We start from the raw sequence: 21,586 nt of genomic DNA on the forward strand, positions 1-21,586 counted from the left end.
TTCCCTGCGTGCGGTCATTTCAATGGTCTCAAGCAAAGGAATTCAGCTATGAAAACCCCCTCCTCCCGCACCAGGGCCATCGCAGTTTTCGCTGCAGGTCCTATCGCGGTCCTCGTAGCAGGAGCCATGGTCTGGCAAGGCTCGCAGGCTGCTTTCACCGCTACCACCCGCAACTCCGGCAGTTCCTGGAGCACGGGCAGCGTTACTTTGACGGACGACGACCTTGGGGCAGCCGCCTTCACGGTGGAAAACATTGTTCCCGGCCAGACCGGTCAAAAGTGCATTGTGGTGACATCCAACTCCAACGTCCCCGGCGAAGTCCGCGCCTATACGCAGAATCTGATTACTGACCGCGGACTGGAGGACCGCATCTTCTTCGATTTGGAGCAGGGAACCGGCGGCTCGTTCAATAACTGCAACGGCTTTACACCCACGGCCAACACCGTGCCGGAGTATCCGCTCTCTACCTTGGCCACTACCAGCCGGGACTATGCAACGGGTGGATCGCCCTGGGACACGGCCGGCACGCCGGGAGAGACGCAAAGCTACCGGGGCACGTGGCGCTTCGATACCACCGGGCTCACCCAGGAGCAGGTGAACGCATTGCAGGGCGCCCGGGTCAGCATTGACCTGGTGTGGGAACTGCAGTCTGACACCGCACCTACTCCGTAGCCTGAAGGGACCTTTCGCAGCATCGTGAGCCTGGAAACCAAGGACAGTGCCAGGATGGCCCTGTTCTCAGCTGAGGGATGGGTGCCGTTCGTTGTGGCCCTCATGGCCCGCGTGTATCTGGGCATCTCCCTGACCTTGGCGGTCATAGCGCTCTTCCCGGCACTTCTGGGGTGGGGCGGGAGCGTAGTGCAAAGCGGGTCCATGGAACCCCACATCAGTCCCGGCGATGTCGTCCTTTCCTCAGCCCTTCCCGACGACCAACCCGTTCCCGTTGGCGGGGTGGTGGAGTTCCTCAGTCCCGCAGGAGCTGAGCCCGACGGAAAAGAAAGGACCAGGCTGCACCGCATCATCGGTGCCAACGACGACGGCACCTACATCACCGCCGGCGACGCGAATGAGGACGCCGACAGCACCCCGATGAAGCGTGAGCAGATCAGGGGCCAGGCCCGCCTCCTGGTGCCCATGGTTGGTTTGCCCGGGCTGTGGATTGCGCACGGTACGTTCCCGCAACTGGCCCTTTGGTCCATTGGCACGCTTCTGGCCATAGCGTGCGCCATCTACCTGGGCGGCGCCCAACCTGCGGGTGCGGTTGGGGTAAAGGCACACAAACCGCAGGCGGGCTCCCGACGACTGCTTTCCGCAACCGCCGATATGCCCGCACTGTGGGCGCACCCCCACGTTAGGGCCGTTACCGCCATCATTCTCGCGGCCCTCATGGCAGTGCTGGTCATCCTTGGTGCGACGGCTGGGACGTCCGCTGCCGCCTTCACCTCAATCACGTCCAACACCGCCAACACGTTCGCTGCGGCGCCTGATTGGAACCCGCCGACAGCCACCCTCGCGGACCCCGGCGTCTCGATCAGGGACACCGTCGCTATCTCCGCCACGGCGCAGGATGCCGAGTCGGGGATCCGAAGCATCGACGTCGAGTACCTTCGCGACGGTACTTCGACGTGGACCAACCTCTGCAGCACGGCTACGGCAACAGCCACCTGCCAGTGGAACACCAAGACAGTGCCCGACGGCGGCTACACCCTCCGCGCGCGGGCAACAGACAACGCCGGACTCACCGCCGTGTCCGCGGTCCGCGCCACAACTGTCGCCAACAGTTTCACTGTGGTCCTCGCGACCCCGGCCGAAGCAGTGCGGGGGAATGTGCAGCTGTCCACCAGCTTGTTGGGTGCGGGCACCACGATCTACACCGTCCGGGTGGAATACTCCGTGGCCGGTGCGAACAAGTGGAACACCCTGTGCTTGAACTTGGTCAGCCCGTACAACTGCACCTGGAATACAGCCCTTTTCGCCAATGAAACATACGACCTCCGCGCGGTGGCCGTGGCTGGATTGACCACGACGTATTCAGCGACCGTCACGGACATCACGGTCGACAACCTCGCGCCCACCGTGGCGCTCACGGATCCGGGCACGCCCCTCAGCGGAACCCGTACCCTGGCAGCGACGTCCACGGACGCCCACTCGGGCGTCTCCCAAGTGAGCCTGCAATACGCCAGGACCGGCACCAGCACGTGGTCCACAGCATGCACTGTGACCGAGAGCCCCTACTCCTGCCGCTTCGACACCACCGCTGTCTCCGATGGTGGTTACTACTTCCGCGCAATCAGTGTGGATGCCGCGGGCAACAGCACCACCACGGCCTCAACCAGCCGGACGGTGGACAACACGATCGCATCGATTTCCCTGGAGGACCCGGGAGCCTACCTGACAGGCACCGTGTCCCTGACCGCCGCCGCCAATTCAACGGCAGGGATTGCCTCCGTCAGGATTCAGGTGGCACCAACAGGGACAACATCGTGGACCACGCTGTGCACCACGGCTGCAGCTCCCTATGCCTGCAGCTGGAACACCGCGGGATACGCAAATGCGGCCTACGACCTGAGGGCAGTCCTCACGGATCGCAACGGCAAGGAAACGTTCTCCGCGACGGTCGCCTCCAGGAGGGTGGACAACAGCCCGCTGCGTGCCGCCGACATCCGAACGAGCAACGGGGGCAGCACCCAAAGCAGGCTCGAAAGCGGTGACTCCATGAGTTTCGTCTACAGCCAGCAGGTCAACCCGGCCACGGTCACGCCCGGTTGGGCAGGGGCGGCACTGCCGGTGACGGTACGTTTGCGGGACGGGAACCTGGTGGGGTTGGGCAACTCCCAGGACCTCCTGGACGTCCAGCGTGCGGGCAGCAGCGTCAACCTCGGGTCGGTCAACCTCAAGCAGAACTACGCGAAGAGTCGCAAGACAGTTGTTTTCAACGCCACCATGACAGCGGCAACAGAGACCGTGGGAGGCGTTCCCCGCACCGTGGTGACGGTGACGCTGGGCAGTGCTGCCAGCGGCGGCTCCGGCGTGAGGACGGCAGGCGCAGCGGTAAGCATGGTCTGGACCCCGACGTCGGCCGTTACCACCCTGACAGGGGCGGCTTGCTCGCTGGCACCCCTGACGGAACCGGGAACCGTGGACCGCGACTTCTGAGACGGACAGTGACATCTGACAAAGGCCGCACCATTCCGAAGAAATTTCGCCGACCCTGTAACCGTGGCGGTCCGGCCGGAAACTATACAAGTATCCTGCAGTTCAGGGCTCTATATCAGGGGGAACAATCGTGCTTTCAGAGCGCGAATTGGCGTTTATCGCCATTCACAAAGACAGCTACCCAGCCGTTTTCAGATTCGTCTGCCGACGCGTTGAATCCAGCGAGGCAGCCGAGGAGATCGCAGCCGACGTGTTCCGCATCGTCTGGCAAAAATGGACCGACGATTCCCATCCGGAGCTTCCCTACCTTTTGACGGTGGCGCGGAACCTGGTGGGAAATGCCTACCGGAGCCGCGACCGGCAGTTGGCGCTGCAGGAAAAGCTGCGGACGACGGCGGTGGAGCGGTTCGGCGGTGAGTCCGAAAACGTCGCGGTACAGGATGCCATGATGCGGTTGCGTGAGCAGGACCGCGACATTCTGCAGCTGGCCTACTGGGACGGGCTGAGCACGGCTGACATCGCGGGCGTGCTGCAGTGCAGTGAATCGGCGGCCAAGGTCCGCCTCCACCGGGCCCGAACGGCGTTCCGGAAACAGATGCCTGCAGGGGCCGAAACCACCACACACAAGATGGGGGTCTGAAGACAATGGATCCGATCAAGAACCAGATTTCAGCGATCGACCCGATCACTGTCGATCCAATAGCCGAACCCAACGGCGAAGAAGCGCTGCACAGGATCCTTTCCGGTTCCACGGTGTTCAGCGACAGCCGTCCCTTGCCGGCGGTGACCTCCCTGGACCAGCGCAGGCACCGTAAGGCCGGCCGAATTGCGGGCGGACTGTTGCTCGCAGCTGCGGCCGTCACGGCGGGAGTGCTGGTAGCCGCCAACTTTGGTTCCGTGAACACCGCGCCGGCGCCTGCCGTCACGGTCACCACGACAGAAGCGACGCCCACGCCCAGCGCTTCCGCCACGCAGACGCCCACCCCTACGCCCTCGGGTACATCGTCAGCGACGCCCACGGCTACGGCAACGGCTGCCGCGCCCACTTCCCCGCCGGCTCCAACGGTTCCCGTGGTGGCGCCTACACCCGTTTCGACAACAACGCTGCCGCACACGGCGCAAACCCAGACATTCACCTTCCCCGACGGACACCTCTCCTTCACGCTTCCGGTTGGTTGGAGCGCATACACAGAGCAGGGGCCGTATCTTTCCGAGGAAACGAAGGCTGCATCCCAAGGGGCCACCATCCTGGACAGTGCAGGCACCAAGGTTGCCATGGTGAGCAGCGGGTTCTACGGAGACGGCACCGCGGGCGAGGTAACCCGTACTGTCTATGACCGGGCTGCCGTCCCTGGGCTTAGGGATATCTCCGGCAATCCTGTGGAGTTTGGTTTCGCGGCCAACCAGTCCAGGTATGTTCCGTATGGAGCACCGGAGGGCAGTGCCAAAGTCCTGGGTGATGCGTACTATTTCATGGACGTTCGCCTGGCCTCGGAGCTTCAGTCCGGGGAGACGGACTCGGGAACCAACCTGATCAGGATGCCCAACGGATTCATGAACGCCTACGTGCTGTTCGACTTCGACAAGCAGCCCACCTTCGCGACCCCCGAGGCAGCCAAAGCCTATATGGGCACCACACAGTACGCCCAGCTGAAGTCCATGCTCCTCAGCCTGAGCTACAAGTAGCCCAACCAGGGGACAGTACATGCTCCAATGAGTACTCATTGCGGCAGGTGCTGTCCCCAATTGGGTGAGCGGGCAGTTGGGTTACCCGGCGGTTGGGTTACCCGGCGGTGACCAGGTGGCTGGCGGGGTCGTACCGGAAGGTGATCGGCCCGCCGTCGTGCTTGAGCGTGATGTTGCTGCCGTTGGGGGCTCCGGCCAGGCCATAGTTCTCGGCCCAGGAGCCGTTAATGGCGGCCTTGAACTCGTAGCTTCCGGCAGCGAGGTCGGGCACGGAAAGCTTCCAGAGCCCGTCAGCGGCATCCAGGGACAACTGGGCTTGGGCGCAGTCCGGCATCCAATCACCGGCGCAACCGAGCTCGGAGTTCAGGCTCCCCGGCACGGACACTGAGGCCGGTTGCTGGCCCGGAACTGCCGCGCTGATCACGTGCGTGGCCTGGTCGTACAGGAACGTGACAGCACCGCCCGCGTGCGTGAACACCACGTTGGGGCCATCAAGCTCGCCGCCAGCACCATAGTTTTCGTCCCAGCTCCCGTTGAGAGCGGCCTTGAACTCATAGGTTCCAGCGGGCAGGTTGGGGACGTTCAGCTGCCATAACCGGTGCAACTGCTCGTAACCCATAAGCGCGTGTTCGCAGCCCGGCTGCCAATCCTCGGTGCAGCCCAGTTCGGTGTTGAGGCTGCCGGCCACGGCGACAGTGTCGGGCTGTGCGGCCTCGCCCACCACTCCGCTCTTCGGCTCACTCGCCGACGTCTGTCCGCGGTTGTCCAGCACCACCGCGCGATACTCCACCGTGGAGCCGGACTCCAAGGACGAGACGTCGTGGAACACTTGGTAGGGCGCGTTGTCGTCCGTGCCGATTGGCGTCCATGCGCCACCGGCTGTCCGAGCCTGGAAGGTGACTTCGTAGAACGAGTTACCGTCGACGTCGGCTGTCACCTTCTGGCGGGTCGCGTCACCGGCCGCGGTGACCGGCTTTTCGAGCACGACGGCGGGCGCCGCCTTGGACTTGGCAAGTTGCCCCGCCGCTTCGTAAACCACGGCGGAAAGCGGCGGAACGGTGACGGCCAGGTTCGCCTGGGAATCGGTCTTGGCGTTCTTGGGAGCGTTGCCGTAGACCAACTTGAACGGTTGCTTGGCTTCATACGTGGGGATCGCCGCGGTTTGGGCGGTTTCGCTGTTGTTGACGGCCACGATGTATTCGCGCTGTTCCTTGGCGTCGATGCGGGAGAAGGCGTAGATCCCGGCACCGTCCGCCGCGTAGCGGTTCTGCTGGGCGCCGCTGCGGAGTGTTGGGTGCTTGGCCGTCAGCGCCGCGAGTTCACCGATCTTCTTGTACAGCGGGTGCCCGGTGGTGAAGTTGTCCGTGGCGTGGGTGGCACTGGTGCCCAGGAGGTCGTCATCCAGGTACTCCTGAACCCTGCTCGCGAACATCGTTTGCCGCGAATCCTGGTCACCGCCGGCCCCCGTGAAGCCCTGCTCGTCCCCGTAGTAGACCACGGGGTTGCCGCGCGAGAAGTACATCAGTTCATGGGCCAGCTCGTCGCGTTCCACCAGTTCAGCGTCGGACGCCCCCACGTTGTCCTGGGCGATGAAGGTGCCGATGCGGCCCATGTCATGGTTTCCCAGGAACGTGGGCAGTTGGTAGACGTTGGAGTCGGCGTCCGTGTACCAGTCGTCGCCGTTGAAGAAATCAGCCAGGCCTGTGGCCTTGCTGCCCTGCGATGCGAAGCTGCGGGCCGCGCCTTGAAAGCCGAAGTCCAGCACTGCCTGCATCTTGTTCCGGGTGGTGAACGTGGAGGTGATGCTCTTGGAGGTGTCGAAGACTTCCCCGAACATGAAGAACTCGTCCTTGCCCTGTTCCCTGGCATAACTGAGCACCTGCGGGCCGAATTGCTGCCAGAATTCATCGTTGACGTGCTTCATGGTGTCGATGCGGAAACCGTCGATGCCGAAGTCGCGGATCCAGGTTTTGTAGACGTCCATCATCCCGTTCACCACTTTCGGGTTCTCGGTGAAGAGGTCGTCCAGCCCGAAGAAGTCGCCATACAAGGAGTCTTCGCCGGCAAAGTTGGTGTTGCCGCGGTTGTGATAGAGCGTGGGGTCGTTCAGCCAGGATGGAACCTTGACGTCCTTCTCGGCGGCCGGGACCACGGGCGTGTAGGGAAACGACGTCGCGGGATCCAAGGCCGGGAAGTCCTGCGTCCCTGCGTAGTCGCGATCATCGAAGGCCTCGCCAGTGGCAGTGCGGTACGGCTTGGCTTCCTTCGGGATGTAGGGTGCCGACTGGGTCTCCTGGTACTGGATGACATCCGCGGTGTGGTTGGTGATGATGTCGAAGTACACCTTCATGCCGCGCGCGTGGGCGGCATCGATGAGTGTTTTCAGCTCAGCGTTGGTGCCCAGGTGGGGATCGATCTGCGTAAAGTCGGTGACCCAGTAGCCGTGGTAACCGGCGGAACTGTTCTCCAGGCTCCCGTCGCCTTGGACTGCCTTGTTCTTGAAACTCGGAGTGAGCCAGAGGGCGTTCGTTCCGAGCCCTTGAATGTAGTCCAGGCGGTCTTGCAATCCCTTCAGGTCACCGCCGTTGAAGAACCCTTTGCGTGTGGGGTCGAAGCCGGACACCATCGGGTCGGAACCCAGTCCGCCGTCGTCGTTGGTGGTGGTGCCGTTGTTGAAGCGGTCCGCCATGACGAAGTAGAAGTTCTGGTCGCTGACCCCGCCTCGGATGGAGTGCTGTGCTGCGGGATCAGGTGTCTTGGTGGCCGGAGCGGCACCCGCGGGCAGAACCGCGGAGGCGGTGAGCGCCGCCGTCGTGAGGACGACGGCGGTGAGGCGGCCAAAGGGCCGGCGCTGGTGGGGGATGGAGGGTCTATAGCTGCGAGAGAACAAGTGATGGAACCTTCCGCTAAGCGACGGTGCTGTGGGACAAGTCACAACTGTAAGCGCTTGCGGAATCTTAATCCAGAGAATCAATGAGTTACGGGATGTGAAGAAAAGTCCAGACGTTCAATTGTTGGAAGCGCTTGCATGGCCCCTAGCCGAAGGGATGCCCCCATCTCACTGTGTGCTTGCACGGCCCTGCCGCAGAACGCTATGCATCTGTCCATAACCAAGCCCTTGTGACTTGCATAGGGTTGAAGAGATCTGCTTCACACCACGCAGTGCCCCGATCTACTCCCAAGGATGAGTTTCAACGATGAAGAGCATCGCCCTCCTGCGCGAACGAGCCACCCGTGTCATGCCTACCGGTTCCCACTGCCCGGCGTCGGGCCTGTGGAGCCCGGACTCTGAACCGGACGCTGTCCAGGTGTTTCCCGAAGGCCACTTGCTGCCGGCCCACAACGGCGTGGCTACCGTATGGCGGCGCCGTACGGCCTCGGAAGTGTCAGCATGACCACCTCCATCCTGAACCGGCCCGCCGACTACCGGCATATCCCGGCAGCGGAGTGGTCCGAGCTCAGTTCCGGCGATCCTGTGTGGATCTATGACGTCGCGTGGGGTGCCGGAACCGGCCGCGTCGACGATGTCTCGAAGCACCAGGAACTGCTCTGGGTCATCCTTGAACCGACGGGCCGCAAGCTCATCTGTGGCACGGACGACGTACAGGTCTGGTCCGTCTAAAAAGACTCGCCGAGGTGGCATTTGATACCAATGTCTGAGCGGATCATACGTATTAAATGCCACCTCGGCGGTAGTTAGCCCGCGGGAACCAACACGCTGGGTGAGCCTGTCGGCACCCGGTCCACGGGCCCGTCCGGAAGACCGGTTTCAGGGTCGAGTTTGAAGCTCACGACGTCGCCCGAACCTTCGTTGGCGACGTACAGCCAGCCTTCGCGGACCAAATGATGGCGTGGCCAGTCACCGCCGCAGGGAACGTCCGCGAGGGGCTCAATTTCAGTGCCGTCGTGGGTCACCTTCAGCACGCAGATGCGGTTTGAACCCCGGACTCCCACGTAGGCGAACCGGCCATCCGGTGACAACGCGATCTCCGCTCCGGAGTCGCCGTCGAACGGCTTGTTGATGCTGGCCGGGACAACAGCGGTGAGCTCGTACGTGCCGTCCGGTTCCATCCGGACCGCGGCCACTTCCACCGAGTACTCGGTATCCACGAACACCGTCCCGCTGTGATGCCGTGCCATATGCCGCGGGCCCGAGCCCTTGGGCAGCACCACCTGGTGGTCAGCCTGCAAGCCTTCTGCTGGAACGTACTTCCACACGCGGACCAGGTCATGCCCAAGGTCGGTGGTCATGACCCGTCCGTCGGGGAGCATCAGGCTCGAATGCGCGCGGCTGGGTCGCTCGTCGTCCGTGGGTCCGGTGAAGTGGGGATCGACGGCGGCTGTAGCGCTGGTGCGCGAGGTGAGGGCGCCGTCGTCGTCCAGTTCGTACAGGATGACCTGGCCGTCGCCCCAACAGGTGGCCACCACGAAGCGGCCGTGCGGGTCCGCGGCGACATGGCAGGTGGCGTCGCCCGCCGGCCAAGGCTCACCGAAGGCCTGCAAACCCGTATCCCCCGTCCGGCGATAGGCCCGGACCGTCTTGCCTTCCTCCGCAACGGCGTAGACCACCGGGAGGGTGGGGTGCAGTGCGAGGAACGAGGGCGAGTTCGCCGCGACGGCCAAGCCACGTGCCGTGAGTTTCCCGTCGGAGTCCGCCGAGAGTGCGCTGATGCCCTCGCCGTTGCCATTCCTGTCAGCAGTGTAGGAACCCACCCAGATGAGGGTGTCCGTGTCTGTTGTTGTCACGCGTCAGTGCCCCTGAACGTCCGAGTCGACGCCCGCGTCCGGGCCGGCGTCGAGGGTTTGCAGTTTGTTGAGGTCGTCCTGGTCCAGTTCGAAGTCGAACACGTCCAGGTTCTCCTTCATCCGTTGCGGATTGGCTGTCTTGGGGATGGCCACCAGTCCTTGCTGCACGTGCCATCGCAGCACCACCTGTCCCGGCGTCTTTCCGTACTTTCCGCCAATGCCGGCCAATACCGGGGCGTTGAGCAGATCGCTGCTGGCACCCAGCGGGCTGTAGGACTCCGTGACGATGCCGTGCCGCTCGTTGTAGGCCCGGGCGGCCGGGCGGGGAATGGAAGGGCTGACCTGGATCTGGTTGACGGCAGGCACGACCTCCGTCTCCCGGAACAGCTGGTCAAGGTGGGCGGGTTTGAAGTTGGAGACGCCGATGGAGCGTGCTTTCCCCGAAGCCTGCAGTTGCTCGAATGTCTTCCACGTGGACACGAATTCGCCGCGGCGGGGGAGCGGCCAATGGATCAGCAGCAGGTCGACGTATTCCAGGCCGAGCCGCTCCAGCGACCCTTCCAGCCCATCAACGGCCTTGCCGGAGCCTTGGAATTCTCCATCGAGTTTGGTGGTGATGAAGAGTTCCTTGCGGTCCAGTCCGCACGCCCGGATGCCGTTGCCGACGCCCTTCTCATTACCGTACTTCCTGGCCGTGTCCACGTGCCGGTAGCCATGCTCCACCGCCGCCACCAGGGCGTCGGCAACCTCGGCGTCATTCAAGGGCCATGTGCCGAGGCCCAATTGCGGGATCTTGAAGCCGTCGTTCAGCTCGATGAGTGGGGCAAGTGTCATGGGCCTTGGTCTCCTCTGGGTTTCTCTGTTTCTACGCTGGTGGCCGGCCGCTTGGCAACAGCTATCTTCGTGACCAGCCATGGAGCCGGTCGGTCAACTCCATGTAGTCCTCCTTCACCACCTGCAGCTCCGGGTGGGCGTCGTGCCATTCGACGATCTCCCGGGCACCGTCCGCGAAAGGGATGGTGGCCCGGTAACCAGGAACCAGGGCTTTGATCTTGGAGTTGTCGAAGACCACGGAGTGGGAGCGGTCGCCCAGCAGGTTGGGACCGAGTTCAGGGCTGTGGGCGGCAATGGTCTCGGACGAGACGTGAAACAGTTCGGGTTCCGCAACGCCGGCCGCCCTCGCGAACAGGCGGTAGATCTGGTCCCACGGCAGGAACTCGTCAGAGGTAATGGTGTAGCTCTCACCCACAGCCTGAGGCCGGCCCAGGAGCCCGACGAAGGCCTTGGCGAAATCCCTGCTGTGCGTCAGGGTCCAGAGCGAGGTTCCGTCCCCATGAACCAGGACCGGCATTCCAGCGCGCATGCGGTGGATGTCAGTCCAGCCGCCCACCATCGCGATCTTGGTGCGGTCATAGGTATGGGAAGGCCGCACCACGGTGACCGGGAAATCCTGCTCCCGATAGGCCTCGAACAGCAGTTCCTCGCAGGCGATCTTGTCCCGGGAGTACTGCCAGAAGGGATTCTTCAAAGGGGTCGATTCCCGGATCGGGAGCGTTGTTGGCGGCTTCTGGTACGCCGAAGCGGAACTGATGAACACGTACTGGCCCGTCCGCCCGCGGAACACATCCAAGCCGGCCAGCGCCTGGTCCGGTGTGAAGGAAATGAAGTCTGCAACGGCGTCGAACTCCCTTCCCTGGAGAACCTCACGCACCGCCTGGGAATCGCGGATGTCGGCGTGCAGCACTTCCGCGCCACCTGGGACCGGCCGCCCGGCTGACCGTCCCCGGTTGAGGATGGTCAGCCGGTGGCCTAGGGCAACGGCGCGTTCGGCCGCCGCTGCACTGATGACCCCCGTCCCGCCAATGAACAAAATGTCCCGGGGCGCGACGGTGTCCGCCGACGCTCCGAGGCTGTCGGGCAGCAGGCTGCTCACCATGCGTAGTCTTCGGGCGCTGGGCGGTGGCCCGGGAAGATGTCGTCGAGCCGTTTGAGGGCATCATCGTTCAGGGAGACATCGAGAGCCCTGATGGCGGCATCGAGCTGTTCCTGGGTCCTGGGTCCCACGATCGGCGCCGTCACAGCGGGCTGGTGGAGCAACCAGGCAAGGGCGACGTCGCCCGGCGCGTGGCCGAGTTCGTCCGCAAAGTCCTCGTACTGGCGGATCTGGTCCTCGTGCTTCTTGAGCGTTTCCAAAGCCCGGCCCTCCGCACGGCGAACTCCCTGCTCCTCCTTCTTCAGCACGCCACCCAGCAGCCCGCCCTGCAATGGCGACCACGGAATCAGGCCCAAGCCGTACTGCTGAGCGGATGGAATGACCTCGAGCTCAAGTTCGCGCCTGAAGAGGTTATAGATCGACTGCTCGCTGACCAGCCCGGTGTAGTTCCGCCTCCGGGCAGCTTCCTGCGCCTGGGCAATATGCCAGCCGGCGAAGTTGCTGCTTCCCGAGTAGAGGATCTTGCCCTGCTGCACGGCCACTTCGATGGCCTGCCAGATCTCATCCCACGGGGTATCGCGGTCAATGTGGTGGAACTGGTAGACGTCGATGTAATCCGTCTGCAAGCGCTTCAGGCTCGCATCCAGTGCGCGGCGGATGTTCAGCGCCGACAGCTTCGATTCGTTGGGACGGTCCGTCATGGTGCCGTACAGCTTCGTGGCCAGGACGGTCCGTTCGCGGCGCTCGCCGCCCTTCGCGAACCAGCGGCCGATGATTTCCTCGGTCCAGCCGCGGTGTTCCGCTCCGCCGTAGACGTTGGCGGTGTCAAAGAAGTTGATGCCGGAATCCAGCGCGGAGTCCATGATCGAATGTGCTGTTGCTTCGTCCGTCTGCGGGCCGAAATTCATGGTGCCCAGGCAGAGACGGGAAACTTTCAGGCCGGAGCGGCCAAGGTGCGTGTACTGCATGGTTGTCAGGTCCTTCTTTAGGGGGTTTAGAGCTGGGTGAAAGATGCGACGGCGGGATCGGAACCGATGCGGGCGCCCGCCTCCAGTGCCGTGATGGCTGCCAGTTCGGATTCGGTCAGGGAGAGGTCAGCTGCGCCGAAGTTTTCGCGCATCCTGGTGGAGTCTGCTGATTTGGGGATCACGATGGTTCCCTGCGCCAGGTGCCAGGCGAGGATCACCTGCGCAGGAGTGGTGCCGTGTGCAGCGGCTACCAGCGCCACCTGTTCAGCGTTGAGGTCCTTGCCCTGCCCCAAGGGGCTGTAGGCTTCCACGGCGATGCCCAGATCGCGGCACTTTGCTGCCAGTTCACCCTGCTGGAAGGTGGGGTGGACCTCGATCTGGTTGACGGCCGGGACGACGTCCGCTTCCTTGAGCAGCGTGTCCACATGATCAGAGAGGAAGTTGGAGATGCCGATGGCCCGGATTTGCTTGTCCTGGTAGAGCTTCTCCATGTCTTTCCACGCCTGAACGAAGAGACCCTGGGATGGGACGGGCCAGTGGATCAAGTAGAGGTCGATGACATCCAGGCCCAGGGCGTCCCGGCTGCGCTGGAATGCGTCAGGGGCCGCGCCTTGCTCACCGTTGCGGAGCTTGGTGGTGATGAAGAGTTCATCGCGGGGAATCCCCGAGGCGGCGATGGCGGCGCCTACCCCTGCCTCGTTGCGGTACGCGGCAGCTGTGTCGATGTGGCGGTAGCCGGCTTCCAGCGCATCTTCCACGACCCTCTGTGTTTCTTCGGCGGGCACTTGGAAGACACCGAATCCGAGCTGCGGGATGGTGACGCCGTTGTTCAATATCAGCTCTGGCATGACGGTCTCCTTCGACGGGATGGTGATGGTGGCGATTCTCCAGAAAGCGTTTTCGGAGGCTCTGTACTGAGCCTATGCAGTTTTTGCGGCCGAGTCAGCAACCCAGCCTGATCCTGTTTTTCCTAGGTCTGGCAGTCCTACCCAGAATGATGGTGTTTCACACATCTGCACCGGCAGAATAGACGGATGGGTCAAAGCGCAGAGTTCGGCAAGTTCCTCAAAGTCATGCGCGCCCGCCTCTCACCCGAAGACGCCGGAGCGCAGGAGTCCAGCGGATCGCGCAGGGTGCCCGGGCTCCGCCGCGAAGAGGTGGCACGCCTTTCCGGTGTGAGCACCGACTACTACACGCGCCTGGAACAGGGCCGCAACATCCACCCCTCCAAAGCAGTCCTTGATTCCGTGGCACGTGCCCTGCGCCTCGATGCGGGGGAGCAGGCACACATGATGGACCTGCTGGAGCACTGCGCCAGCTCGGCAGGCAATCCCGGCCCCGTGCAAAAGGTCAGGCCTGCCGTGCGGCAGTTGCTGGACGCCGTCGGAGATGTTCCGGCGATGGTGTTGGGCCGCCGCGCTGATGTCCTTGCCGGAAACCGGCTGGCCCACTTGCTGTTCACCGATTTCCCGGCGTTGCCGGCGCCCGAGCGGAACCTGACCCGCTGGATCATCCTGGATCCCGACGCCGGGGCGCTGTTCAGGGATTGGAAGACCGTGGCCGCCGAGGCTGTGGGTGCCCTGCGCATGGATGTGGGCCGGCATCCCAACGACCCCCAGACCAATCAACTGGTGGGAGAACTGGCCGTCCACAGCGAGCATTTCCGTCAGTGGTGGGCCGGGCACAGGGTCGCCACGCGATCCGCGGGCACCGTCCGGCTGCACCACCCGGTGGTGGGCGACCTCGAACTGAACTTTGAAACCCTGGGTCTCCCGGACGATCCCGACCAGCTCCTGCGGGTCTATTCGGCCAAAGCCGGCTCGCCGTCGTCGGACGCTTTGACGCTGCTCAGCTTTGGTGACGTGGGCGCCGCCTCCCAGGTGCCTGAGCCTGCGCGCCGAGATGACAGTTAATGCCAATGTTCCTCTGAAACATCGGCAATAACTGTCATCTCGCGGAGAGCGTTTCAGCGCTCGAGGCGGAACCCCAGCTTGATGGTGACCTGCCAGTCGGCTACCGCGCCGTCCTCAAGGTGGCCGCGGATTTCCTTGACCTCAAACCAATCCAGGTTCCGCAGGGTCTGGGAGGCTGTTGCGATGCCGTTCTTGATCGCGTCGTCAACGCCCTCGGTGGAAGTTCCTACAATTTCGGAAACGCTATATGTGTGGCCAGCCATGGTGCTCCTCATCAACGTCTTACGAATCTCTGGAAAATCAGGCCCGCCAGGCAGGCCGTCCAAGCAGACTAGCCCACGGATCTCCGTGCGGCCAGAGGTGGTGCAGGGTCAGCTTTCGCGCCAGTCATTGCTGGTGATGTGCGAGCCGGCCTGGGGTCCCATCTGCAGCATTCCGCCGTCCACGGGCCACGAAGCGCCGTTGACGTAGCTGGAGGCCGGGGACGCGAGAAAAGCGATGACGGCTGCGATTTCACGGGCATCTCCGGGACGTCCCAGCGGCACTCCAGGGCGCTCCTTCGTGGTGGGATCCTCGTCTTCCTGGCCCGTCATGGGAGTGGCGATCTCACCGGGCGCCACATTGTTGGCAGTGATTCCATACTCGGCGAGTTCCAAGGCCATGGTTTTGATGAGGCCACCGAGCCCGTGCTTTGAGGCATCGTAGGCGGAGGCGCCAACCCTTGGCTGGAACTCATGCACGCTCGTTACCGCGATGATCCGCCCACCACGACCCGCCTTCACCATGCGCTTGGCCGCTGTTTGCATGGCGACAAAGGCCCCGTTGAGGTTGGTGTCCAGGGTTGACATCCAGGTTTGGTAGTCGAGGTCCAGGAATTTGGTGCCGTCACCCGTTCCGGAGTTGTTGACGAAGACGTCCACGCCGCCGAGTGCGTCAGCAAGCTGGTCGATGGCGGCGGCCGTTCCTTGAATATCCGTAGTGTCCAGGTTCTGCACCACAGCCTTGCGGCCAAGCCCCCGGACCTCTTCAGCCGTCTCCTCGGCACCCTGGTGATCCGAATGCCATGTGATGCCCACGTCCATGCCGGCCTTGGCCAGAGCCACCGCCGTGGCCCGGCCGATGCCTGAATCCGATCCCGTGACGATGGCGGTCTGCGGGGAGAATGGTGAGTCGCTCATGGTCCTGCCTTTCGGTCGTGTGATCGTTCCGATGCTTTTATCCCTACCCTGCCCGGCACAGCCGTAAACACTCCCGGTGCTGACGCTTCATCCCGGCTGATGGGGATGGAGTGTAGATTTCTTGCAGCAGCACCCAGTGAATCCCCACAACCAGGAGTACTCATGTCAGATGTTATTGTCGTCGGCGTTGACAACAGCGAAACGGCCAAACGGGCAGCAGTGGCAGCAGCGAAGCTCGCGACGGCTCTCGGTGCCGAACTGCACGTGATCAGCGGCTTCTCCGATGACCGTATCGAGGAATTCGGCAGCGGCAGCGACCGCATCACCGTCTCGTCCGCCGATTCGGCGGAATACGTTGCCCGCAAGGTGTCCGAAGAGCTGGATATTCCGAACAACAGCGTCAAGTACTACGCGGCCCGTGGTACTCCGGCCAACGCCCTCATCAACTACGCAGAGGCCAACAACGCCTCGCTGATCGTGGTCGGCAACAAGCGCATGAAGGGCCTGGGCCGCGTGCTGGGCAGCATCGCCAACAGCGTGGCACACGGTGCTCCGTGCGACGTGTACATCGTCAACACGGACGTCGACGCGTAACCCACCCAAGCCAACCAGCAGAAGAGGCCGTTTTGAGGGTTCAAAACGGCCTCTTTGTGCTACCCGGATGGGGTTGGGTCAGCGTCGACGGGTTTTCCTGGCTGCTTTTGCGACCCCCTTGAGGGCGAGAACCACTCCCGCACCCACCAGGAGCCACGGTCCCGCCACGATGATCGGATCCATCCACTGGTGCTTGGTGTCCGCACGTTTTCGGTCACGCCGCGAGGCCAAGCCGTGATTCTTGAACTCGCTCAGCACTCCCGTTTCCGTAATCGGGTTGTCCGGGTGCAGCGTGCCGAACGAGCGCAGGTGGCTCTCCCACGCGTCCACGCGGTCTGCCGCGATCAGGAGCAGCCAATGGGCGGCCCGCCCTTCGCTGTATTTGTAGGCGTACCTTCTGATGGCACCTGAGGCGCCCTTGGGTGGTGTTGATGTTCCAAAAACGGGTGTCAGGAATTTGTGCTCAACGGAGCGTTCCCTTGGATACTTTTCCTCCTGGCGCTCCGGGAAGTCCCAATGCGCTCCGGTGGAGATCCCGCGCTGCTCGCGGGGGAACGCCGGGCGGTCCTTGGGGTCGAGGTCCACTCCCCATCCCGGGATCCTGGCCCGCAACTCTTCGGGTGCCGGCCGAGGCTGTGGCCGTTCTGCTGTGTACGGCATGATGTTTCTCCCTTGCTCAACATGATCCGGCTTGCCAAGCCCGATCCAGCCGGGGTTTAGGCGACTGTGGTCACGATCGGCTTGATGCAGTCATCCAGCTTCGCCGAGAAGATGTGATAGCCCTCGGCAATGTGTTCCAGCGGAATCCGGTGGGTGACGATGTCGCTTGGCTTTAAGTAGCCGTTCCGGACGTGCTCGAACAGCCGGGGCCACTGCCTCTTGACCGGGCACTGGTTCATCCGCAGCGTCAGCCCCTTGTTCATGGCATCGCCAAATTTCACCGCACTGAACATCGGGCCGTAGGCTCCCACCACTGACACTGTCCCGCCTTTGCGTACTGAATCAATGGCCCAGTTCAAGGCGACGGGAGATCCTCCCTGCAACTTGAACTTGGACGACGTGATGTGTTGGGTCAGGTTGCCATCGGCCTCGGCTCCGACGGCGTCAATCACCACGTCCGCACCGAGATGGTCGGTGGCCTTCTTCATCTCCACCACGATGTCGTCGTATTCGGTGAAGTTGTACGTTTCCGCGTGGGCAAACTCCCTGGCCTTCTCGAGCCGGTACTCAAGGTGGTCAATGACGATGACGCGTCCTGCGCCCATCAACCATGACGACTTGGCCGCGTACAGGCCCACGGGTCCCGCACCGAAAACCACCACGGTGTCGCCCTGTTCGATGTCTCCCAGTTGGGCCCCGAAGTAGCCTGTGGGGAGGGCGTCGGTGAGCATCACCGCGTCTTCCTGATCCATCCACTCGGGAATTTTGCTGGGTCCGACGTCGGCGAACGGCACCCGCACGAACTCAGCCTGGCCGCCGTCGTAACCACCGGTGGTGTGCGAGTACCCGTAAATGCCGCCCACCGCCGTCGCGTTCGGGTTGACGTTGTGGCAGTTGGAATACAGTCCGCGGGCGCAGAAGTAGCAGGACCCGCAGTAGATATTGAAGGGGACCATCACACGGTCTCCCACATTCAGGTTCTCCACTGACGAACCAACCTCGTGGACCTCTCCCACGAATTCATGCCCGAACGTCATCCCCACACGCGTATCCGGCATCATGCCGTGATACAGGTGCAGGTCTGAGCCGCAGATCGCGGCTCCGGTAACCCGGACTATGGCGTCATTGGGATGCTCAATCCGGGGGATATCTTTTTCTTCGACCCTGACCTTGTAAGGGCCGCGGTACACCATCGCTCGCATTGTGGCCGCCTCCAACAGCTAGCTGTCGATAACACGGTAAAAATGCTAAGCGTGCTTATTATTAAAGTCCAGACTTTACTTTTCCTATCCCGAGGTGCCGTTGAGCACCGTCACGTTGGAACAGGTCACATCCTTTCCGGCGACCTGCAGGACGGTGCCGGACTGTGGGGTGTCGGACGTGACTGTCAGGTCCTGCACCGTCGACCCGTCCGCCGCCACGGTGAGTGTCACGCCTTCACTGTTGCTCAGGACCACATCCGCGGCATTTCCTGTAGCGCCGGCCAGGGTGATGTTGCGACGGTCACCCCACACAACCGATGGCTCGTGATAGAGACCGGGCTGCACCAGCACGGTGACGGCTGTTGGATTATTCGCGGGGATCGCGCCAATGGCCGCCCGGATGCTGGCAAAGTCGCCGGTTCCGTCGAGCGCCACCGTGATGACCTTCCGGAGTGCAGGCCCGGTCCCTCCCAAAGGCCCGCCGAAGGCACGTACCAGTGCGGGAACCGCCCTGGTGGGGGTCACGTCATAGGGGTACGGGGGGTGGAAGGACTCGCCGCGTTCCTGGCCGGTGTTCCCCGTGCACTCGTCAAAGACGTTGTTGCGGGCCGCCAACCCACCGCCCGGCCCTTGGTGGTGGAGCGGATTGCGGACGTCCCGGAAGTAGTTTCCCTCCACCAGCAGCAAGGCTGCGTTCCGCCCCAGCATCCCGTAGCTGGAGACGTTCTCCAAGTAGTTGTTGTAGACATGCGATGCCGCGGTGTTGTCCAAGCTGGCGTTGCGCTGGTGGGTGTTCCGGATCCAGTTGTGATGCAGCGTCACCCGGGTGACCACATTCTGGGTCCACCCTTCACCGAGGGCCTTGTTATGGTCCGAAAAGACATTCCAGGACAGTGTGACGTTGTCGCAGTCCTTGCGGATATCCACCAGTCCGTCGCCCAAGCGGGTGAAATGCATATGGTCCACCCAGACGTGCGTGCTGGTGTCCATCTGGATTCCATCCCTGTCATTGTCAGGCCGTTTCCCCACAAAGTCACCGGGAATGTAGGAGTCCCGGACCGTGAAGTTGCGGAACACAACGTTGGCCACGTTGACCAGCTTGAAGCCGGCATTGACCACCGCTGCCCCTTCACCCGCGCCGAGGAAGGATTTGTTGGAGGTCACCGTCAGTTTTTCGTACTGTGCGAAAACCAGTTCGCCATGCAGGATCACCACCAGGGGTTCGGCGCTCTTGGCGAACCCGCGGAGCTCGTCAGGCGTCCTGGCATGGACCAGCCTGCCCCCGGCCCCGCCGGTGGTACCGACGCCGGCGAACCCCTCCGGCGCCTCAGTCCAGGCACCCCCGTGCCCGCGGTTTATCGGCAGCCCTGCTTCATCGAACCCCGTGGGGTCGACGCCGGATGGTGCACCTTCCGCTGCCACGGCGGAGGCAGCCGGAGTGAACAGGCCGGCCGACGCCAAGGTGCCTGCAGCGAGTCCTGCGGAAAGGAGGGTCCGGCGTCGGATGCCCCTGTGTTCTGTGTTCGCCATCTCAGGCACCTGCTGCCGGGGTCCAGTCACCAAGGAAGGTCTCCTTGGTGAACTTCGGGGCTTCCTGGGGCGTGAGTTGGGGGTGGAACCCGTTGGTGAACGCGCCGGGTCCCGTGTTGTTGTACTCGGCGAAGCGTCCTTCGGTCCAAGCATGTCCGCTCATGTCGGACCAACCCTGCACAGCGATGTGGCTGCCAAGGTTCGAATCACGGATGACGGCCATCGGGTGGGCATCGGGATCGCTGCTGGCAAACCATGGGCGTCCCAGACTGACCGTTCCGGGGGCGGCATCGGAGGTGAGGGTGCTGTTCACGATCAGGAAGCCGTAGGGGTTGGAGTTCTTGGTGCTCGGGGCCACGATGTACCCGTTGTTGACGTCGCTGCCGCGGTCCAGGGAGTGAATGGTGCAGCCGTCAAAGACGGCTGTGCCCCGTCCGTAGAGGAAGTCCACGTCGCCCTCGATGTAGCAGTTTTTCAGGTAGGTGCGGGCTGTGGCGTCCCGGCCCGTGGTGTCCGCGAGGTAGGTGTCTTGGTTTCCGAGGAACCTCGTGTTGTCGAACGTTACTTTGTCCGCCACGGTACGGACAGCGAGGGCCTGGCTTCCGCCGTTGGCGGCTTCGTCATAGGCGTTCTCGACCGTGAGGTTGCGGAAGGTGGTGTCCTGGGCCAGGACGTTGAGCGTGGCACTGCCGGCCGCGCCCCAGGTCCCGCCGAAGAACTTGGCGCCGTTGGCTGGGAGGTCGTAGGAAATCACGACGTCGGAAGGGTCGCCCGTTGCTCCCTGGAAGGTGACGTTTGGCCGGTCAGCCCAGACGTTCACCATTTCCCGGTAGAAACCCGGCTTGATGGTGATGGTCCGGGGTTGGGTGTTGCCCGCCGGAATCGAGCCGATGGCCGCCTGCAGGCTGCCGAAGTCGCCGGTGCCGTCCAGCGCGACGGTGATGTCCGTCGTCGTGCTTGGCGCTTGGCTTTCACGCGGTCCGGCGCCTGAGGTGACCAGTCCTGGAACCTTGGCGGCGTCGTCCTTGGCGTAGGCGTAGGACCGGGTGGGGTCAAAGGCGCTGCCGATGTTGTCCTTGCGGCCACGGGTGGCATCGAAGATGTTGTCACGGTTGACGATTTCCGTGGCGGGGTCCTTGGCCACCACAGGATCGGCCACAGCGGTGAAGTAGTTGCCCTCCAGGACCACCTTGGCGGCGTTCCGGCCCATCATTCCGTACTGGCCGATGTCCTGCAGGTAGTTGTTGTAGACGTGTGCGGCCGCAGTGTTGTCCAGGCTGAAGTTGCGCTGGACAGTGTTGCGGATCCAGTTGTGGTGGATGGTCATTTTGGTGACCGCATTGCTGGTCCAGCCAACGCCCAGGGCCTTGTTGTTATCCGCGAACACGTTCCACGAATAGGTGAGGTAGTCCGAATCCTTGCGGGTATCGATCATGCCATCGCCCATGCGCTCAAACTTCATGTGATCCACCCAGACGTGGTGCGAGGTATCCAGCTGGATCCCGTCGCGGTCATTGTCCGGCCGCTTGCCGTCCCAGTCGCCGGGAATGTAGGAGTCGCGGACCGTGAAGTTCCGGAAAATCACGTTGGACACGTTGATGAGCTTGAAACCGGCGTTGACCAGTTCCACCCCGGCACCGGAGCCAATGAAGCTCTTGTTCGACGTGACGGGAATCTTGACGTAGTCCTGCGCGGTGATGCTGCCCTTGAGGAAGATGACCAAGGGCTCCTCCGCCGCGGCATAAGCTTTCAGCTCTTCCAGCGAAGAAGCGCTTACGTGCCTCCCCGCCTGGCCGCCGGTGGTCCCGTCCAAGCCGTTGCCCGGCAGGGACGCGAACCCGTCGGGGCGCTGCTTCCACAGGGCCGCTGCGGCGGCCGGGGATTCAGTGCCGTGGTGTTCAGGCTCTGCCCGTGCGGGCACAGCGGTAAGGCTTCCAAGAATGACGACGGCGGTGGCCGCGCCGAGTAAGCGTCGCAAGCGCATGCAAAACTCCTTTGTCTTGTCTGTTGTGGCTGCCCG

General features: G+C 63.1%; 20 protein-coding genes. 8 read left to right on the forward strand and 12 right to left on the reverse strand.

What is annotated here, in order from left to right; all coding sequences use genetic code 11:
- The first annotated feature begins 48 nt into the window (after window positions 1-48).
- The 4 genes from QF015_RS20455 (at window position 49) to QF015_RS20470 (ending at window position 4,842) form a co-directional block, all read left to right on the forward strand.
- On the forward strand, window positions 49-672 hold the full coding sequence (locus QF015_RS20455) for a hypothetical protein (RefSeq protein WP_310203792.1): 624 nt from the start codon (window positions 49-51) through the stop codon (window positions 670-672).
- A gap of 54 nt (window positions 673-726) precedes the next feature.
- Window positions 727-3,156 (forward strand): Ig-like domain-containing protein, encoded by a 2,430-nt coding sequence (locus QF015_RS20460; RefSeq protein ID WP_429390579.1) that lies wholly within the window; start codon window positions 727-729, stop codon window positions 3,154-3,156.
- 130 nt (window positions 3,157-3,286) lie between these two features.
- A complete protein-coding gene (locus QF015_RS20465) occupies window positions 3,287-3,796 on the forward strand; it encodes an RNA polymerase sigma factor (protein WP_310203785.1) in 510 nt (169 codons plus the stop codon).
- Between the two features lie 5 nt (window positions 3,797-3,801).
- On the forward strand, window positions 3,802-4,842 hold the full coding sequence (locus tag QF015_RS20470; RefSeq protein WP_429390580.1) for a hypothetical protein: 1,041 nt from the start codon (window positions 3,802-3,804) through the stop codon (window positions 4,840-4,842).
- Window positions 4,843-4,939: 97 nt separating this feature from the next.
- On the opposite strand, the gene QF015_RS20475 is transcribed toward QF015_RS20470, so the two are convergent.
- Window positions 4,940-7,732, reverse strand: a complete 2,793-nt coding sequence (locus tag QF015_RS20475) for an alpha-amylase family glycosyl hydrolase (protein WP_429390581.1) — start codon at window positions 7,730-7,732, stop codon at window positions 4,940-4,942.
- 307 nt (window positions 7,733-8,039) lie between these two features.
- On the opposite strand from QF015_RS20475, the gene QF015_RS20480 reads away from it, so the two are divergent.
- Complete coding sequence (locus tag QF015_RS20480) at window positions 8,040-8,237, forward strand: hypothetical protein (RefSeq protein ID WP_310203776.1); 198 nt, start codon at window positions 8,040-8,042, stop codon at window positions 8,235-8,237.
- The gene (locus tag QF015_RS20485; protein WP_310203773.1) at window positions 8,234-8,464 is read left to right on the forward strand and encodes a hypothetical protein; all 231 of its coding nucleotides are present in this window, start codon (window positions 8,234-8,236) and stop codon (window positions 8,462-8,464) included. The genes QF015_RS20480 and QF015_RS20485 overlap by 4 nt, the downstream gene beginning before the upstream one ends.
- 74 nt (window positions 8,465-8,538) lie before the next feature.
- Here QF015_RS20485 and QF015_RS20490 read toward each other — a convergent pair whose 3' ends face one another.
- From QF015_RS20490 to QF015_RS20510, 5 genes are all read right to left on the reverse strand, one after another.
- Complete coding sequence (locus tag QF015_RS20490; protein ID WP_429390582.1) at window positions 8,539-9,588, reverse strand: lactonase family protein; 1,050 nt, start codon at window positions 9,586-9,588, stop codon at window positions 8,539-8,541.
- Between the two features lie 3 nt (window positions 9,589-9,591).
- Window positions 9,592-10,422 (reverse strand): aldo/keto reductase, encoded by an 831-nt coding sequence (locus tag QF015_RS20495; RefSeq protein WP_310203770.1) that lies wholly within the window; start codon window positions 10,420-10,422, stop codon window positions 9,592-9,594.
- Window positions 10,423-10,483: 61 nt separating this feature from the next.
- On the reverse strand, window positions 10,484-11,524 hold the full coding sequence (locus tag QF015_RS20500; protein ID WP_310203767.1) for an NAD-dependent epimerase/dehydratase family protein: 1,041 nt from the start codon (window positions 11,522-11,524) through the stop codon (window positions 10,484-10,486).
- Window positions 11,518-12,489 (reverse strand): aldo/keto reductase, encoded by a 972-nt coding sequence (locus QF015_RS20505; RefSeq protein ID WP_310203764.1) that lies wholly within the window; start codon window positions 12,487-12,489, stop codon window positions 11,518-11,520. Before QF015_RS20505 ends, QF015_RS20500 begins: the two co-directional genes overlap by 7 nt.
- Window positions 12,490-12,515: 26 nt before the next feature.
- Window positions 12,516-13,337, reverse strand: a complete 822-nt coding sequence (locus QF015_RS20510; protein ID WP_429390583.1) for an aldo/keto reductase — start codon at window positions 13,335-13,337, stop codon at window positions 12,516-12,518.
- A 186-nt stretch (window positions 13,338-13,523) separates the two neighbouring features.
- On the opposite strand from QF015_RS20510, the gene QF015_RS20515 reads away from it, so the two are divergent.
- Window positions 13,524-14,402 carry a helix-turn-helix transcriptional regulator gene (locus QF015_RS20515; protein ID WP_429390584.1) on the forward strand — a complete coding sequence of 293 codons (879 nt, stop codon included), beginning with the start codon at window positions 13,524-13,526 and terminating at the stop codon, window positions 14,400-14,402.
- A 53-nt stretch (window positions 14,403-14,455) separates the two neighbouring features.
- Here the strand turns inward: QF015_RS20515 and QF015_RS20520 are convergent, their stop codons facing one another.
- Both QF015_RS20520 and QF015_RS20525 read right to left on the reverse strand, forming a co-directional pair.
- Complete coding sequence (locus QF015_RS20520) at window positions 14,456-14,665, reverse strand: dodecin (protein WP_011773002.1); 210 nt, start codon at window positions 14,663-14,665, stop codon at window positions 14,456-14,458.
- Window positions 14,666-14,773: 108 nt separating this feature from the next.
- The gene (locus tag QF015_RS20525) at window positions 14,774-15,580 is read right to left on the reverse strand and encodes an SDR family oxidoreductase (protein WP_429390585.1); all 807 of its coding nucleotides are present in this window, start codon (window positions 15,578-15,580) and stop codon (window positions 14,774-14,776) included.
- 162 nt (window positions 15,581-15,742) lie between these two features.
- Here QF015_RS20525 and QF015_RS20530 point away from each other — a divergent pair, with 162 nt between their 5' ends.
- The gene (locus QF015_RS20530; RefSeq protein WP_310203748.1) at window positions 15,743-16,174 is read left to right on the forward strand and encodes a universal stress protein; all 432 of its coding nucleotides are present in this window, start codon (window positions 15,743-15,745) and stop codon (window positions 16,172-16,174) included.
- A 78-nt stretch (window positions 16,175-16,252) separates the two neighbouring features.
- Here the strand turns inward: QF015_RS20530 and QF015_RS20535 are convergent, their stop codons facing one another.
- From QF015_RS20535 to QF015_RS20550, 4 genes are all read right to left on the reverse strand, one after another.
- Window positions 16,253-16,834, reverse strand: a complete 582-nt coding sequence (locus QF015_RS20535; RefSeq protein WP_310203746.1) for a hypothetical protein — start codon at window positions 16,832-16,834, stop codon at window positions 16,253-16,255.
- A gap of 56 nt (window positions 16,835-16,890) precedes the next feature.
- Window positions 16,891-18,036: a zinc-dependent alcohol dehydrogenase gene (locus QF015_RS20540; protein ID WP_310203742.1), complete on the reverse strand. Its 1,146-nt coding sequence runs from the start codon at window positions 18,034-18,036 to the stop codon at window positions 16,891-16,893.
- 84 nt (window positions 18,037-18,120) lie between these two features.
- Window positions 18,121-19,566 (reverse strand): pectinesterase family protein, encoded by a 1,446-nt coding sequence (locus tag QF015_RS20545; protein WP_429390586.1) that lies wholly within the window; start codon window positions 19,564-19,566, stop codon window positions 18,121-18,123.
- A gap of 1 nt (window position 19,567) precedes the next feature.
- Window positions 19,568-21,550: a pectinesterase family protein gene (locus QF015_RS20550; protein WP_429390587.1), complete on the reverse strand. Its 1,983-nt coding sequence runs from the start codon at window positions 21,548-21,550 to the stop codon at window positions 19,568-19,570.
- Between the last annotated feature and the right edge of the window lie 36 nt (window positions 21,551-21,586).

This window comes from Paenarthrobacter sp. TE4293 (genome assembly GCF_050435325.1).
In the GTDB taxonomy this organism is placed as follows: domain Bacteria; phylum Actinomycetota; class Actinomycetes; order Actinomycetales; family Micrococcaceae; genus Arthrobacter; species Arthrobacter nitroguajacolicus_C.